Source organism: Ruegeria sp. ABV4_181 (assembly GCF_056158465.1).
This window is the reverse complement of record NZ_JBSWTI010000002.1, coordinates 597737-613834: the sequence shown is the minus strand read 5'-3', so window position 1 is coordinate 613834 and position 16098 is coordinate 597737. Positions and strand designations below refer to the sequence as shown.

16 protein-coding genes and 1 riboswitch are annotated in these 16098 nt (G+C 63.3%); of the genes, 13 read left to right on the top strand and 3 right to left on the bottom strand.

Annotation, left to right across the window (positions count from 1 at the left end; genetic code table 11):
• Window positions 1–47: 47 nt before the first annotated feature.
• The 12 genes from dnaJ (at window position 48) to radC (ending at window position 9747) form a co-directional block, all read left to right on the top strand.
• Complete coding sequence (dnaJ, locus tag ACXAC3_RS03065; RefSeq protein ID WP_475156110.1) at window positions 48–1202, top strand: molecular chaperone DnaJ; 1155 nt, start codon at window positions 48–50, stop codon at window positions 1200–1202.
• Window positions 1203–1444: 242 nt separating this feature from the next.
• Window positions 1445–1551: riboswitch (TPP riboswitch) on the top strand.
• Window positions 1552–1598: 47 nt separating this feature from the next.
• On the top strand, window positions 1599–2402 hold the full coding sequence (thiD, locus tag ACXAC3_RS03060; RefSeq protein ID WP_475156107.1) for a bifunctional hydroxymethylpyrimidine kinase/phosphomethylpyrimidine kinase: 804 nt from the start codon (window positions 1599–1601) through the stop codon (window positions 2400–2402).
• Window positions 2399–3376, top strand: a complete 978-nt coding sequence (locus ACXAC3_RS03055; RefSeq protein ID WP_475156101.1) for an FAD-dependent oxidoreductase — start codon at window positions 2399–2401, stop codon at window positions 3374–3376. Before thiD ends, ACXAC3_RS03055 begins: the two co-directional genes overlap by 4 nt.
• Window positions 3360–3554: a sulfur carrier protein ThiS gene (gene thiS / locus ACXAC3_RS03050; protein ID WP_475156096.1), complete on the top strand. Its 195-nt coding sequence runs from the start codon at window positions 3360–3362 to the stop codon at window positions 3552–3554. The genes ACXAC3_RS03055 and thiS overlap by 17 nt, the downstream gene beginning before the upstream one ends.
• Before the next feature lie 2 nt (window positions 3555–3556).
• A complete protein-coding gene (locus tag ACXAC3_RS03045; protein ID WP_475156091.1) occupies window positions 3557–4321 on the top strand; it encodes a thiazole synthase in 765 nt (254 codons plus the stop codon).
• The gene (locus tag ACXAC3_RS03040) at window positions 4318–4914 is read left to right on the top strand and encodes a thiamine phosphate synthase (protein ID WP_475156088.1); all 597 of its coding nucleotides are present in this window, start codon (window positions 4318–4320) and stop codon (window positions 4912–4914) included. The genes ACXAC3_RS03045 and ACXAC3_RS03040 overlap by 4 nt, the downstream gene beginning before the upstream one ends.
• Window positions 4911–5873, top strand: coding sequence for a HesA/MoeB/ThiF family protein (locus tag ACXAC3_RS03035; RefSeq protein WP_475163342.1), 963 nt, complete (start codon window positions 4911–4913; stop codon window positions 5871–5873). The genes ACXAC3_RS03040 and ACXAC3_RS03035 overlap by 4 nt, the downstream gene beginning before the upstream one ends.
• Window positions 5874–5893: 20 nt before the next feature.
• Window positions 5894–6829 carry an ABC transporter substrate-binding protein gene (locus tag ACXAC3_RS03030; RefSeq protein WP_475156085.1) on the top strand — a complete coding sequence of 312 codons (936 nt, stop codon included), beginning with the start codon at window positions 5894–5896 and terminating at the stop codon, window positions 6827–6829.
• Window positions 6826–7500 carry a thiaminase II gene (tenA, locus tag ACXAC3_RS03025; RefSeq protein ID WP_475156081.1) on the top strand — a complete coding sequence of 225 codons (675 nt, stop codon included), beginning with the start codon at window positions 6826–6828 and terminating at the stop codon, window positions 7498–7500. The genes ACXAC3_RS03030 and tenA overlap by 4 nt, the downstream gene beginning before the upstream one ends.
• Window positions 7497–8225 (top strand): ABC transporter ATP-binding protein, encoded by a 729-nt coding sequence (locus ACXAC3_RS03020; protein ID WP_475156076.1) that lies wholly within the window; start codon window positions 7497–7499, stop codon window positions 8223–8225. The genes tenA and ACXAC3_RS03020 overlap by 4 nt, the downstream gene beginning before the upstream one ends.
• Entirely contained in the window at window positions 8222–8956 is a 735-nt protein-coding gene (locus ACXAC3_RS03015; RefSeq protein WP_475156074.1) for an ABC transporter permease, read from the top strand. Before ACXAC3_RS03020 ends, ACXAC3_RS03015 begins: the two co-directional genes overlap by 4 nt.
• 35 nt (window positions 8957–8991) lie before the next feature.
• The gene (gene radC / locus ACXAC3_RS03010) at window positions 8992–9747 is read left to right on the top strand and encodes a RadC family protein (protein WP_475156072.1); all 756 of its coding nucleotides are present in this window, start codon (window positions 8992–8994) and stop codon (window positions 9745–9747) included.
• 3 nt (window positions 9748–9750) lie between these two features.
• Here the strand turns inward: radC and ACXAC3_RS03005 are convergent, their stop codons facing one another.
• The 3 genes from ACXAC3_RS03005 to secA form a co-directional block, all read right to left on the bottom strand.
• Complete coding sequence (locus tag ACXAC3_RS03005) at window positions 9751–11307, bottom strand: substrate-binding domain-containing protein (protein ID WP_475156070.1); 1557 nt, start codon at window positions 11305–11307, stop codon at window positions 9751–9753.
• Between the two features lie 24 nt (window positions 11308–11331).
• Window positions 11332–12255, bottom strand: coding sequence for a hypothetical protein (locus tag ACXAC3_RS03000; protein ID WP_475156068.1), 924 nt, complete (start codon window positions 12253–12255; stop codon window positions 11332–11334).
• Window positions 12256–12354: 99 nt separating this feature from the next.
• Window positions 12355–15072, bottom strand: a complete 2718-nt coding sequence (gene secA / locus ACXAC3_RS02995) for a preprotein translocase subunit SecA (RefSeq protein WP_475156063.1) — start codon at window positions 15070–15072, stop codon at window positions 12355–12357.
• Between the two features lie 176 nt (window positions 15073–15248).
• Between secA and ACXAC3_RS02990 the strand changes: the two genes are divergently transcribed.
• The gene (locus tag ACXAC3_RS02990) at window positions 15249–16097 is read left to right on the top strand and encodes a peptidylprolyl isomerase (protein WP_475156058.1); all 849 of its coding nucleotides are present in this window, start codon (window positions 15249–15251) and stop codon (window positions 16095–16097) included.
• The last annotated feature ends 1 nt before the right edge of the window (window position 16098 follow it).

Here is a 16098-nt window from a genome sequence, read left to right as displayed (position 1 = left end):
CCGGTTGCCGGGCCGGCCCGATTACGTTGAGGCAGAAGGAAACACGGATGTCAAAACGCGACTACTACGATGTGCTCGGCGTGTCCAAGGGCGCATCGGCGGATGAAATCAAAAAGGGTTTTCGCAGGAAAGCCAAGGAATTGCATCCGGATCGCAACAAGGACAACCCGGATGCCGAGGCGCAGTTCAAAGAAGCCAACGAGGCCTATGACGTTCTGCGTGATGCCGACAAAAAGGCCGCCTATGACCGCTTTGGACACGCCGCATTTGAAAACGGCATGGGAGGCGGTGGCCGCCCGGGTGGCGGTTTTGGCGGTCAGGGCGATTTCTCCAGCGCGTTCTCGGATGTGTTCGACGACCTGTTCGGTGACTTCATGGGCGGCCAGCGCGGCGGTGCCGGTGGCGGACGCCGCGCAGCGCGCGGTTCGGACCTGCGCTATAACCTGCGGGTGTCGCTGGAAGAGGCGTTTTCCGGTCTGCAAAAGACCATCACCGTGCCCGCTGCTGTGGCCTGTTCCGCCTGTGACGGATCAGGGGCCGAGGGCGGTGTCGAGCCGACCACCTGCCCGACCTGTTCCGGCATGGGCAAGGTGCGCGCGCAGCAGGGTTTTTTCACCGTTGAACGTACCTGCCCGACCTGCTCGGGCCTGGGTCAGATTATCAAGAACCCCTGTAAATCATGTGGCGGTGCAGGCCGCGTCGAAAAAGAACGCGCCTTGTCCGTCAACATTCCCGCCGGTGTCGAAACCGGCACCCAAATCCGTCTGGCCGGCGAGGGGGAGGCCGGAATGCGCGGTGGCCCTCCGGGTGATTTGTATATCTTCGTCGAAGTGTCGGATCACAAGCTGTTCGAACGCGACAGCGTGAACCTCTATTGCCGGGTGCCAGTCAGTATGGCCAAAGCGGCGTTGGGCGGGTCGATCGAAGTGCCCACCATCGATGGTGGTCGTGGCCGCGTGCAGATACCCGCAGGCAGCCAGTCGGGCCGCCAGATGCGCCTGCGCGGCAAGGGCATGCCCGCTCTGCGGGGCGGCGGCGTTGGCGACATGTTCATCGAACTGGCCGTCGAAACGCCTGTGAACCTGACCAGCCGCCAGAAAGAGCTGCTGCGGGAATTCGACGATCTGGGTGAAGATAACCATCCGGAATCAAAAAGCTTTTTCTCTTCCGTCAAGTCCTTTTGGGACGGCATGAAAGGCTGACCCGGCCTATTCGGGGGCTCTGCCCCCGCCGCCCTGCGGGCGACTCCCCCGAGGTATTTTTAGCCAGATGAAGCACGGGATCCTGCTTTCATCCGGCTGCAAATATACAGGGGGGCGAGGCAGGGCCTTGCAATTTTCCGCCAGCGGTCAACCTTGCGAATTGGCCTTATTTTGTTGCCGGATGTGGCCATATGATCCGCAGATTGATGCTTGATTTTCTGCGCCGCTCCTGAGATTGTCCGCACCAACCGTTGGGGTGCCCTGAATTGGGGGCTGAGAGGCGCAGATGCGCTAACCCATCGAACCTGATCCGGGCAATACCGGCGGAGGGAACGGTCTTAACACTGCACAGACGTTTTCCACGCCCCGTTGCCCAATAAGAGTTGGAGCAACGACATGGCGCCTATCGCTTTGACAATCGCCGGATCCGACAGCGGCGGCGGGGCTGGCATTCAGGCTGACCTCAAGGCGATGTCGGCGCTGGGCGTTTATGGCGCCAGCGTGATCACCGCCGTGACGGCGCAGAACACGCAGGCCGTGACCGCGGTGCATGGCATTCCGCTGGACGTCATTTCGGCCCAGATCGACGCGGTTCTGACCGATCTGGACGTGGGTGCGATCAAGATCGGCATGCTGGCGACGCCTGAAATCATCTATACTGTGGCGGAGGGCATCGCCCGGTTTACCGGTCCGGTCGTGCTTGATCCGGTGATGATCGCCAAATCCGGCGATGCGCTGCTGGCGCAGGACGCGGTGCAGACATTGCGCGACGTTCTGCTGCCGCGCGCCTCGGTGCTGACCCCGAACCTGCCGGAGGCGGCCTGCTTGCTGGGCAGCGATGAGGCAGCGACACCGGATCAGATGATCGATCAGGGGCTTGGCCTGTGCGGGCTGGGCGCGGGTTCGGTTTTGATGAAAGGCGGGCATGGGCGCGGTGAAAACTGCCACGATCTGCTGATAGATGCATCCGGCAGGGTTGCCGAGTTCACAGCGCCGCGTCTGGACACGCGCAATACGCACGGGACGGGGTGCACCCTGTCGTCTTCGATTGCCGCCGGGCTAGCAAAGGGGCTGGGTCTGACCGACGCCGTCGCCCAGGCGCATGAGTATCTGCAAGGGGCCATCGCCCGGGCGGATGAGTTGAATATCGGTCGGGGGCATGGGCCGGTGCACCACTTTCACCGGGTGTGGACGGCGTGACGGTCTGGTCCGTCATAGGTGCAGGCGTGGCCGGGTTGGCCGTGGCCAGCGAACTGACGTCGCGTGGCGCCAGCGTGCAGGTGTTCGACCCCGGCGGCCCGCCCGGTGCGCATGGGTGTTCGTGGTGGGCCGGTGGCATGCTGGCCCCCTGGTGTGAATATGAAAATGCCGAGGAACCGGTTCTGCGACTGGGGCGCGCCGCGCTGGACTGGTGGGCCGCGCGCACGCGGCTGCACCGGCGCGGCACGCTGGTTGTGGCAGGTCCGCGCGATCTGCCGGATTTGCGTCGGTTTGCCCGCAGAACCGAAGGGTTTGAACAAGTCGGTCGGGCGGATATCGCCGCATTAGAGCCTGATCTGGGCGGGTTCGCCAATGGCCTGCATTTTGCGGAAGAGGCGCATCTGAACCCGCGGCAGGCGCTGGGTGATCTGTACCGGCAGCTTCAGGATCGGGGCGTTGCGTTTCATCACAAACTCGCGCCTGCACGGCTGGAAAACGCCATCGACTGTCGCGGTTTGCACGCGCGCGAGGTGCTGCATGATCTGCGCGGGGTCAAGGGTGAGATGCTGGTGATCCGCTGCCCCGATGTGACCCTGACCCGCCCGGTGCGCCTGCTGCATCCGCGCATGCCGCTTTACATCGTGCCGCGTGGCGACGGCATCTACATGCTGGGCGCGACGATGATCGAAAGCGAAGACAGCAGCCGCATCACCGCGCGGTCGATGCTGGAACTGCTCAGCGCGGCATATGCGCTGAACCCTGCTTTTGGTGAGGCGGAGGTGCTGGAAATCGGCGTCGATCTGCGCCCGGCTTTTCCCGACAACCTGCCCCGCATCCGCCGGCTGGGGCGGACGATCTATGCCAACGGGCTGTATCGTCACGGATATCTGCTGGCACCTGCGTTGGCGCAGGGCGTGGCGGATCTGGCGCTGGAAAACAAACATTCGGAGATGGTCGATGAAGATCGTGCTTAACGGAGAGGCGCGCGAGGTGCTTGCCGGGACCCTTTCGGAATTGCTGACGGAATGCGGTTATTCGGGCCGTGTCGCCACTGCGGTGAACGAGGGTTTTGTGCCGTCCAGCCTGCGGGTCGCCCACAAACTGTCCGAGGGCGACCGGGTCGAGGTCGTCGCACCGATGCAGGGGGGCTGAGGATGAAGACGTTCTACGGCACTGAACTGCCGAACCCGCTGATGCTGGGCACTGCGCAATATCCAAGCCCGGCCATTCTGGAACGGGCATTTCGCGCCAGCGGGGCCGGGGTGGCCACCGTGTCGCTGCGCCGCGAATCCGGGGCCGGGCAGACCTTTTGGTCCATGATCCGCGACCTGGGGGTGCGGGTCCTGCCCAACACGGCCGGTTGTCATACGGTCAAAGAGGCGGTGACCACGGCCCATATGGCGCGCGAGGTATTCGACACCCCCTGGATCAAGCTGGAGCTGATCGGCCACACCGACAGCCTGCAACCGGATGTGTTCCAGCTGGTCGAAGCGGCGCGCATCCTGACCGAGGATGGGTTTCAGGTGTTCCCCTACACAACCGACGATCTGATCGTGGGGGAAAGGTTGCTTGGGGCCGGGTGCGAAGTGCTGATGCCCTGGGGTGCGCCGATTGGCTCGGGCCGGGGGCTGAGCAACGAATACGCCCTGCGCGCGATGCGGGCTGCGTTTCCCGATGTGCCGCTGGTGATCGACGCCGGCATTGGCCTGCCCAGCCACGCCGCGCGCGCGATGGAACTGGGCTTTGACGCGGTTCTGCTGAACACGGCGGTCGCGCGGGCCGGTGATCCGGCCGCAATGGCGCGGGCGATGATGCTGGCCATCGAGGCCGGCCAACTGGCCCATCAGGCCGACCCGATCGAGCCGCGCGATATGGCCGAGCCGTCGACGCCGGTGATCGGAAAGGCGTTTCTGTCATGATGCTGGACCGGTTCTATCCGATTTTCGACCATTCCGACTGGCTGCGCCGGATGCTGCCGCTGGGTGTCAAACTTGTCCAGCTACGCATCAAGGACCAGCCCGACGACGTGGTGCGCACGCAAATCGCGATCTCGGATCATCTGTGCCGGGATCACGGCGCGGTGCTGGTGGTGAATGACTATTGGCAGGCGGCCATCGACGCGGGTTGTGACTGGATACATCTGGGGCAGGAGGATCTGGACGATGCCGATCTTAAGGCGATCCGCAAGGCGGGGCTGAAACTGGGTGTGTCCACCCATGACGATGACGAGCTTGAGCGCGTACTGGCCATGGACCCCGATTATGTAGCGCTGGGCCCGGTCTATCCGACGATCCTGAAAAAGATGAAATGGGTACAGCAGGGCCTGCCGCGCGTCACCGAATGGAAGGCCCGCGTGGGCAAGACCCCTCTGGTCGGCATTGGTGGGATGAGCGTCGAACGCGCTCCGGGTGTGTTGCGGGCGGGGGCGGACATCGTCTCGGTCGTTACCGACATCACCCTGAACGCCGACCCCGAAACCCGGGTCCGCCAATGGATCGAGGTTACGCGATGAACCGTTATGCCCGCCAGACGATCCTGCCTGGTATCGGCACCGCCGGTCAGGCCCGACTGTCCGCGGCGCGGGTTCTGGTGGTCGGCGCTGGCGGGCTGGCCGCGCCCGTATTGCCGTTGCTGGCCGGGGCAGGCGTGGGGCATCTGACGATCCTGGACCGCGATCATGTTGCCCTGTCGAACCTGCACCGCCAGACGCTGTTCACCGAACAGGATTGCGGGCACCCCAAGGCCAAGGTTGCGGCGGCACGGTGCCGGGCGCTGAACAGCGACATCACGGTTTGCCAGGAAATGCAGGCGCTGACCGGGGAGAACGCAGGTGAATTCGTGGCGCAGGCGGATATCATTCTGGATTGCGCCGACAGTTACGCGGCCAGCTATATGCTGTCCGACCTGTGCCATGAAATGCGCAAGCCGCTGATCAGCGCATCGGTGCTGGGGCTGTCGGGATATGTCGGCGGCTTCTGCGGCGGGGCGCCCAGTTTGCGGGCCGTCTTTCCAGATGCGCCGGACAGCGGTGCAAGCTGTGCCACGGCCGGTGTTCTGGGCCCCGTTGTCGGCATGATCGGCGCGATGCAGGCGCAGATGGCGATGAACTTGATTCTGGGCCTTGACCCCTCGCCGCTGGGGCAGGTGGTTCAGGTCGACGCGCAAACGCTGCGTTGCACGACATTTCGGTTCGACAGCGCCCCGGAACCCGCGCGGCGTTTTGCCTTCGTCTCACCCGGCCAGCTAACGCCCGACGATCTGATTGTCGAGCTGCGCAGTGTGGATGAAGCCCCCGAGCCCATACACCCGCAGGCCCGGCGCATCGCGCCGGAACACCTGAAATCAAAGCCTAACACGGGCCAAAGACTGGCGCTGTGCTGCGCCACGGGTCTGCGTGCCTGGCGTGTGGCAGAAGAATTGCAACCGGATTGGCCGGGCGAGATCGTCCTTGTCGCGGCCGCAACCTCGTGAACGAAAAGGAAACGCGAGACATGAAAAAGCTGATCATAGCCATCGCCCTGCTGGCCGCCGCGCCGGCCTGGGCCGAGGACAAGATGACGGTGCTTCTGGATTGGTTCATCAACCCCGATCACGGCCCCATCATCGTGGCACAGGAAAACGGCTATTTCGCCGATGAAGGGCTGGAGGTTGAGATTGTCCCGCCCGCCGACCCGTCTGCGCCGCCGCGTCTGGTGGCTGCCGGTCAGGCCGATCTGGCCGTGTCCTATCAGCCGCAGCTGCACCTGCAGATCCACGAGGGCCTGCCCCTGAAACGCGTTGGCACGCTGGTTGCGACGCCGCTGAACTGCCTGCTGGTGCTGAAAGACGGCCCGATCGAAACGCTTGCCGACCTGAAAGGTCGAAAGGTCGGGTTTTCGGTTGCCGGTGTTGAAGAGGCGATCCTGACCGCGATGCTGAACGCGCATGGCGTGGCGCTGGATGATATCGAGATGATCAACGTCAACTTTTCACTGTCACCCTCGCTGATGACCGGTCAGGTGGATGCGGTGATCGGGGCGTTCCGGAACTTTGAGCTGAACCAGATGGACATCGAAGGCGTCGCGGGTCGCTGCTTTTACATCGAGGAAGAAGGCGTACCACCATATGACGAGCTGATCTATGTCGCCAACCCCGACACGATGGACGCCGACAAGGTCGCGCGGTTCCTGGCCGCCACCGAAAAGGCCACGCAGTTTATCGTCAACAACCCGGAAGAAAGTTGGGAAATTTTTGCCGCCACCTCGCCTGAGCTGCAGGATGAGCTGAACGCCCGCGCCTGGGTCGATACGCTGCCGCGTTTCGCGTTGCGCCCGGCGGGCTTTGACGCGGGCCGCTATGCCCGGTTCGAAGCGTTCCTGAAAGACAGCGGCATGATCGACAGCATCAACCCGGTCAGCGACATCACCATTGACGTGACCGCGCAATGAGCGCGTATGGCCGGGCCTTCGCACTGATGCGCGACTCGGCGCAGGGGCCGTGGCGGGACTATACCCGCCACGCCTTTGTCGAGGGGATGAAGGACGGCACCCTGCCGCGCGCCGCATTCCTGCACTATCTGCGGCAGGATTACGTGTTCCTGATCCACTTCTCCCGGGCCTGGGCGTTGGCGGTGGTAAAATCGGAAACCCATGCGGAAATGCTGACTGCCGTGGCAACCGTCAACGCGCTGGTGGCCGAGGAAATGCAGCTTCATATCGGGATCTGCGAGGCGGAAGGCATTTCCAGCGAGGAATTGTTCGCAACCCCGGAACGTGCCGAAAATCTGGCCTATACGCGCTTTGTTCTCGAAGCCGGGTACAGCGGCGATCTGCTGGACCTGTTGGCGGCGCTGGCCCCTTGTGTGATGGGTTATGGCGAGATCGGCGCGCGTCTGGCCGCCGAGGCGACATCCGACACCTATCGCGGCTGGATCGACACCTATGCAGGCCCGGATTATCAGGGCGCGTGCAAGGCGGTGGGGGATCTTCTCGATCAGGCTCTGACCCGGCGGATCGGCGCGGATTTCCAGACCGCCCCGCGGTGGGAGCGCCTGTGCCGGACCTTCCGCACCGCCACCGAGCTTGAGGTCAATTTCTGGCAAATGGGCCTGACCCCATGACCCCGGCGCCCGACCTGACCATCAGCGGCACGGCCACCATCGACGGCGCGACCCTGTTCGCGCCGCTGACCCTGACCCTTGGGGCGGGGCAGTGGACCTGTCTGCTGGGCGGCTCGGGCGTTGGCAAAACCACTGTTCTGCGCCTGATTGCCGGGCTGGAGACTGGGGCGGAGTTTACCGGTGAAATCACCGCCGGGGACGGCCTGCCGGTGCAGCAGCGGGTCGCTTATATGGCGCAGGACGATTTGCTGATGCCGTGGGCGACGGTGGCGCAGAATGTCTCGCTGGGCGCGCGGCTGCGGGGTGAAAAGCCGGACCTGGCACGCCGCGACCGGCTGATCGAACGGATGCGGTTGCAGGATCACATGGGCAAGAAGCCCGACGCATTGTCCGGCGGGCAACGGCAGCGGGTCGCCCTGGCCCGTACCTTGATGGAGGACCGGCCGATCGTTCTGCTGGATGAGCCGTTTTCGGCGCTGGATGCCCGGACACGCGCCGATATGCAGGATCTGGCCGCCGAAGCGCTGGAGGGCCGCACCGTCCTGTTGGTGACGCATGATCCGGGCGAAGCCGCGCGGCTGGGTCAGTCGATCACGGTGATGACCCAGCACGGGTTAACACCCTGTGCGCCGCCGCACGCCCCCGCGCCGCGAAAGGTAGACGATCTTGAAACGCTGGAAACGCAGGGCGCATTGTTGCGGCTGCTGCGGGAGGCGGCGGGATGAAGGCGCTTTCGGCCCTTGCCGCGACCCTGTTTGCGCTGGCGATCTGGCAGGCGATCGTCACCCTGACGGGCCTGCCCAAATTCATCCTGCCCGGCCCGGCCCTGGTGGCCGAGACCTGGTGGCAGAACCGCTGGGTGATCGCGGAACACACGTGGATCACGGCGGTCGAGGTGGTGATCGGCCTTGCCTGCGGCACGGTTCTGGGCGTCGTCACCGCGTTGCAACTGGCCAATTCGCGCGCGGCCCGGGTGCTGGTGCAGCCAATGCTGGTCTTCACGCAGGCGCTGCCGGTCTTTGCTCTGGCGCCGCTGCTGACGCTTTGGCTGGGCTATGGTCTCTGGTCCAAGGTGGCGATGGCGGTTCTGATCATCTATTTTCCGATCACATCGTCCTTTTTCGACGGGCTGATGCGAACCCCGCCCGGCTATCTGGATCTGGCCCGGACGATGCAGGCCAGCCCGCGCAGCGTTCTGTGGCATATTCGTATCCCGGCAGCCTTGCCTTCGCTGGCCTCGGGGATGCGGCTGGCCGCCGTCTACGCGCCCATCGGGGCGGTGATCGGCGAATGGGTGGGGTCGTCGCAGGGGCTGGGCTATCTGATGCTGCTGGCCAATGGCCGCGCCAAGACCGATCTGATGTTTGCGGCGATGCTGACGCTGGGGGTGTTTTCGATCCTGCTGCATCTGATCATCCGCCGCGCCACCGCGCGCATGGCAGGTGAGATGCGTTAACCATTCGGAAACCGATTCTGCCTCAGACTTGGGGCATGACCCAGGACGCCTTTGCCGAAGCCCCGATGCTGTTTGAAAGTGACGAAGCCCCGGTGCAGCCGCTGCCCTCCGGGCGGTTGCCGTCCTATATCAAGGATCACCGCAAACGGTTGCGGGACCGGTTCATGTCCGGTGGCTCGGCCGCGATGCCGGATTACGAACTGTTGGAGCTGGTTCTGTTCCGCTCGATCCCGCGGCAGGATGTAAAGCCGCTGGCGCGGGCGCTGATGGATACGTTCGGCGATTTCAACCGGGTGCTGACCGCGCCCGAGGAACGGCTGCGTCAGATCAAGGGCGTGGGCGATACCGTCATCACCGACCTGAAAATCCTCGAAGCCTGCGCCCATCGGATGGCCCGCGCGCGGGTGATGCAGCGACATGTGATTTCGGGCTGGGATGCGCTGCTGGATTATTGTCATACGACCATGGCCCATCGCGAGACCGAGCAGTTCCGGGTGTTCTATCTGGACCGCAAGAATGTGCTGATCGCGGATGAGGAACAGGCCAAGGGCACGGTCGATCACGTCCCCGTCTACCCGCGCGAGGTCGCCAAACGCGCGTTGGAGCTGAACGCCTCGGCCCTGATCCTGGTGCACAATCACCCGTCCGGTGATCCGACGCCGTCGCAATCGGATATCGACATGACTAACCGGATTCAGGATGCCTGTGTGGCGCTGGGCCTGACATTGCACGACCACCTGATTATCGGCAAATCGACCGAACTCAGCTTTCGGTCCGAAGGCTATCTTTAGGCGTCACTGCACCCAGACCTCGACCCGGCGGTTGACCTTCCGGCCCCAGTCGGTGTCATCACAGGCCATCGGCATCGCCTCGCCAAAGGCTTCAACCTCCAGCGTGACGCTGTCGGGGATCGCGGTTTCGACGGCTGCCAGAACGGCGTTGCGCACCGTTTGCGCGCGCAATCGCGCGATCCGGGCATTTGCCGCGGCGGCACCGTCCCCGTCGCTGAAGCCGACAAAGACCAGCTTGCGCGCGTCCAGCGTTCCTGCCTCAAGCTGCTGCGCCAGTTGCCGAATATTCGACCGGGATTGCGCGTCTGGCCGGGACGAGCCCGCTTCGAACCGGAAAGACAGGGACAGTCGGGACATCGGCCGCAGGGTTCGGACCATGCGCTGTACTTCGTCCAGCCCGACCTCGGACGCACCGCTGGCGATCGCATTGGCCAGGCGATCCCCCTGCAGGCCGATGCGCATCGTTTCGGGGGCCTGATCGACAAAACCCGCCTTGCGGATCGCCATCTGCGCGTCGGCGCTTTGGGTATAGGCCAAAAACTGCCGCGCGATCCGCGGCAGGCGGCGTTCTGGCAGATACAGGAACATGGGTGAGGTCAGAGGATAATCCTCGGTCTTGATGGATTGCCGCGTGGCAACCAGCGCGTGACCGCAGCCCCCGGCCAGCGGCAGAGCCCGCACCGGTTCGGTTTCGGCCTGACTGGCGATGCCCAGGGCAAAGGGATCATCCGCCACGACCTGCACCAGATCGCCGCTGCTTTCATGCCGCGTGACCTGATCCGACAGCGCAGCACCGGCCGGGTTCAGCAACCGATCTTCGAACCCCTGCGCCAGACCCGATCCCGCATCGGGCAGGTGCAGCGCGATTGGCGCGTCCGGCCCGCCCAGATCGGACCAGTTCGCGATTTCTCCGGTAAAAACCCGCACCAGATCATTGGGCGAGATTTGCCGCACCGGGTTGTCCCGGGCCACGATGGGCACCAGAGCGTCCAGCGCCACCACCCGCGACCGGCGCGCATGGGTCAGGTCGCCCAACCCCGCACCTTGCGCCGCCTTACGCTCGGCCGGTCGGATTTCGCGCAGGGCCATGACGACGTCGGTTTGATCCTCAATCAGATCCGTGAATCCCCGCCCGGTATTTGCGGCGCTGAAAATGAACCGGCCCAACGGGGCCGCGCGCCCGGTCTGATGCAGCTCGTATTCCATCCCGCCCGGGGTCAGGCGCTGCGATGTCACCGACAGCCCCTCCTGCCGGGCAAAACCCCAAAGCAGGGTGGGCACGACCTTGGCGGCCATCACGGAAGAGCCGGAAAACCGGACCTCGGCCACGAAATCGGTCAGGCTGGGGCAGGCGGGGCCGTCACAGCTCACGCCCGAGCCATCGACCGTCAGCTCGCCGAACTGGGTATCAAGCCGGTAAAACTCGCCATCGAAGCCCAGAAGAGTGCCGGTGACCTCAACCTTGCCGTCATGAGACGTCAGGGTGATGTCCTGCGCATACGCCCCCGATGCGAGGGTTGCCGAAAACAGTGCAGCCGCCGCCGCACGAAAGAATGTCATCAGAGAGTTGAGCCTGCCTGCGGTTTACTTTGCCGCGATTGTCAGGTCTTGGAGCAGATTATTCAACACCAGAAACTCACCCGTCTGCGAACAGTCGGGCAGGGCCAGCGTGAAATCGCGCGACCGCAATTGCCGGTCAGCGCGCAGTTCCAGCGATTGCACGCTCAGGTCGCGGCCACAGTTCTGCGGTGTCACTTCGGCTTCGACCGTCAGCGCGATCGAGCCCGACTGATGGGCCTGACCGGCGGGGAAGGAATAGACTTCGACATTCCGCCCGTCTCCAATCCCGGACTGGCCCAGATGCACCACATGGCCGGTGCCACGGGTTTCAGGATCAGCCGATACATGGCCCTTGCCGCCGTAATTCGCGCCAAATTCCAGCGCGTGAATCTGCAGCTCGGTCTCGCCCTGCCATTGCAGCGCGACGCGGGTATAATGGGCCATGTCGGGAATGTGAGTGGTGGCCACGGTTCCCTGCTCGTCATCCATCGAGATCAGGAAAATCGCGTATTCCGACAGGGCCGGTATCGTCAAATCCAGCTTGCCCTTTGCATCTGTTTGCTGGGTCACGGTCAGGCCGCTGTGATGCACCTCGACCCGTTCATTGCCGTGACAGGGCGCCTTGATCGTCAGCCGCGCGGCGGCACCGGGCACGGCGCGGGCGCGGGCGCTCAGGCTGCAATCGGCACGGTCAGAAGGGGCTGACCGGGTGGGCCGCAGCGTCCGGCGCGCAACATCGGTTTCCGGAATTGCATCGGTGGCCGAAGGCGAGGAGGTCAGAACAATTCCTTCGAGCCCGGAAATGGCCGGAGCCTGTTCCGTGGTCACAGCTTCGGCGACCCGCGCATTATCCCGTTGCGCGGGGGTTCCGTTCTGCATCAGGTAACCGATGGCCAGGGCACAGGCGACCGTGCCTCCGGTAGTCACGTAGTTCTTTATTACAAACAAGACACCCTCCCCAGTTGAAGGAGCGAGTCGCACACTGATCCTGAATCACGGCCAATATGTGGCCGTGGGGCGGACTCATTGTGTCTGAATTGCGTGACGTCAGGTCAGACGGCCGTGGCAGTGTTTGAACTTCTTGCCAGAGCCACAGGGGCACCGGTCGTTGCGCGACGGGTTGCCCCAGGTTTCCGGATCATCCTCGACAAAGCCCGGGCGCGGATCGCCCGAGGCTTCGGCCTCGGCCACCGCTTCGGCCTGATCTGCGGCCTGATCCACGGCTCTTTGCGCCTGCGCCTGCTGGGCCGCCATCTGGGCCAGCATTTCTTTCTGTTCCTCTTCGGTCAGAGGGCGCACACGTGACAATTGCTGGGTCACAGTCTCGCGCAGGCTATCCAACATGCCTTCGAACAGCTGGAAGCTTTCGTTCTTGTATTCGTTCAGCGGATCGCGCTGGGCGTAGCCTCGGAACCCCACGACCGAGCGCAGATGTTCCAGCGTCAGCAGATGCTCGCGCCATTTGGCGTCGATGGTCTGCAGCAGCACCTGCTTTTCGATATTGCGCATGTTTTCGGGGCCAAACGCGACCGCCTTCTGCGCCATCATTTCGTCTGCGGCCTTGACCAGACGCTCGCGTACCTGTTCGTCATCCACGCCTTCCTCGGCGGCCCAGTCCTGAACCGGGGCGTCGATGGTCAGCTTGTCTTTGATCGCTTCATGCAGGCCATCCGTGTCCCACTGATCGGCGTAGGATTTCGGCGGCATGTATTCGTCGATCAGATCGTCGATCACCTGCTCGCGCATGTCCGAGACAATCTCGGACAGGTCGTCCGAAGACATGATCTCGCGCCGCTGGCTGAACACCACCTTGCGCTGATCGTTCATCACATCGTCGAATTTCAGAACGTTCTTGCGCATGTCAAAGTTGCGGCCTTCGACCTTGGATTGCGCCCGTTCCAGCGACTTGTTCACCCAGGGGTGGACGATCGCCTCGCCCTCTTTCATGCCCAGCGTGGTCAGAACCTTGTCGAGCCGTTCCGAGCCGAAAATACGCATCAGGTCGTCTTCGAGGCTCAGGTAGAACACGGTGCGGCCCGGGTCGCCCTGACGGCCCGAACGGCCGCGCAGCTGGTTGTCGATGCGGCGGCTTTCATGGCGTTCGGACGCCATCACGTAGAGGCCACCAGCGGCCAGCACTTTTTCCTTTTCCTCGGCATGGCGCGCCTCTTCCGCGGCGCGCAGGTCCGACGGGTCGGCCTCGGGGTTTTCGGCCAGCGCCTGCAACACCTTCATCTCGACATTGCCGCCCAGCTGAATGTCGGTGCCGCGCCCGGCCATGTTGGTGGCGATGGTCACCGCGCCCAGTCGGCCGGCATCGGCGACGATCTGCGCCTCCTGCTCGTGCTGGCGGGCGTTCAGAACGTTGTGTTCGATGCCTTCTTTCTGCAGCAATTGACTCAGAAGTTCGGATTTCTCGATCGAGGTGGTGCCCAGCAGGACCGGCTGGCCCTTTTCCTGTGCCTCCTTGGTCTGTTCGATCATCGCGCCGTATTTTTCGCCGGCGGTGCGATAGACCTGATCATCCTCGTCCAGGCGGGCAATCGGCTTGTTGGTCGGAACCTCAACCACACCCAGACCGTAGATCTCGGCAAATTCCTCGGCCTCGGTCAGCGCGGTACCGGTCATGCCGCCCAGCTTGTCATAGAGGCGGAAATAGTTCTGGAAGGTCACGCTGGCCAGCGTCACGTTCTCGGGCTGAATCTGCACGCCTTCTTTGGCTTCGATGGCCTGGTGCAGACCTTCGGACAGGCGACGACCCGGCATCATCCGGCCGGTGAATTCGTCGATCAGAACCACGTTGCCGTCCCGGACGATATAATCCTTGTCGCGCGTGAACAGCTTGTGCGCGCGCAGGCCCTGATTGACGTGGTGCACGACCGTAGTGCTTTCGGGATCGTACAGGGAATGCCCCTCGGGGATCAGGCCCGCCGCGATCAGCTGCTGTTCCAGAAACTCGTTGCCTTCGTCGGTGAAGGTCACGTTGCGCGACTTTTCGTCCAGCGTATAGTGGTCGTCCTGCAGCGACGGGATCAGGCCGTCGATGGCGGTATACAGATCGGACCGGTCCTGCGACGGGCCCGAGATGATCAGCGGTGTCCGCGCTTCGTCGATCAGGATCGAGTCCACCTCGTCCACAATCGCGAAATTGTGGTGTTTTTGGTAAATTTCGGCCAGATCGGCCTTCATATTGTCGCGCAGATAATCAAAGCCCAGCTCATTGTTGGTGGCATAGGTGATGTCACAGGCATAGGCGGCTTTTTTTTCAGCATCGGGCTGGCCCGACCAAATCACGCCGGTGGTCATGCCGAGCGCGCCAAACACCTTGCCCATCCATTCGGCGTCACGCTTGGCCAGATATTCGTTGACCGTGACCACGTGCACGCCCTTGCCGGTCAGCGCGTTCAGATAGGCGGGGAAGGTGGCGACCAGCGTCTTGCCCTCACCGGTTTTCATCTCCGAGATATTGCCCTGATGCAGGAACGCCCCACCCATCAGCTGCACATCAAAGGCGCGCAGACCCAGCGCGCGCTTGGCACCCTCGCGGACATTGGCAAAAGCCTCGGGCAGCAGATCGTCCAGATTCTCGCCGTCCAGCGCCCGTTTGCGCAATTCTTCGGTCTTTTCGATCAGACCCTCATCCGACAGTTTTTCGAACTCGGGTTCCAGCGCATTGATCTTTTCGACCAGCGGGCGGGTCGCCTTGATCTTGCGGTCGTTCGGTGTTCCGAACACCTTTTTGGCGAGCGTTCCGAGTCCCAGCATGTTCACTCCAGCGGATCTGTTCTTGTCTTGGTTGCGACAGGCTTGCCCACCTTGCGCGCAACCCATAGATACGGGGGGTGAAAGGCGGCCCTGTCCAAGGCTTCAAAGCGATGTAAGCGGCAGGTTCCAGAGTGTCAACGCCACGCCCCGTCGCGGCAAAGAAATAGGATGATTCCATGCCCAAAGGCCTCACTTTTCTGCCATCGCTGGCGCTTGCTGCCGTGATGGCTCTGCCGCTGGCCGCCGAAACCAAACCCGACGCCGGCACCGTGGTCGCCCGCGTCAACGGTGATGAGATCACACTGGGTCACGTTATCGCCACCACGGCAACGCTGCCGCAGCAGTTTCAGCAGATCGAAGATGACGTTCTGTACGGGCTGATCGTCGATCAGCTGATCCAGCAACAGCTTCTGAGCCAGGAGCAGGAGGCGCTGAGCACTCTGAATACGCTGGCACTGGAAAACGAGACACGCTCGCTGCGGGCGGTTCAGACAGTGAATGCGCTGGTTGAGGAGAACGTCACCGACGAGGCGATCCAGGCCGCCTATGACGCGCAGTTCAGCGATTTTCAGGGTGAGGATGAGTTCAACGCCAGCCATATCCTGGTCGAGACCGAGGACGAGGCGCAGGCGATCAAGGCGCAACTGGACGATGGTGCCGATTTCGCGGAACTGGCCCGCGAGAAATCCACCGGCCCGTCCGGTCCCAATGGCGGTTCGCTGGGCTGGTTCGGTCCGGGCCGCATGGTGCCCGAGTTCGAGGCCGCCGTTGTCGGGCTGGAAAAGGATCAGGTCTCGGACCCGGTGCAGACGCAGTTTGGCTGGCATGTCATCCTGTTGAACGACAAGCGCAAAAGCGAAGCGCCGGCGCTGGATGTGGTGCGCGGCGAACTGGCCCAGACGTTGCAGCAAGAGGCCGTTCAGGCCCGGATCGACGCGCTGACGCAGCAGGCGCAGATCGACCGCCCGGCGCTTGAAGGTGTCACACCGGATATCATCCGTCAGCTGGATCTGATTCAGGAGTAAA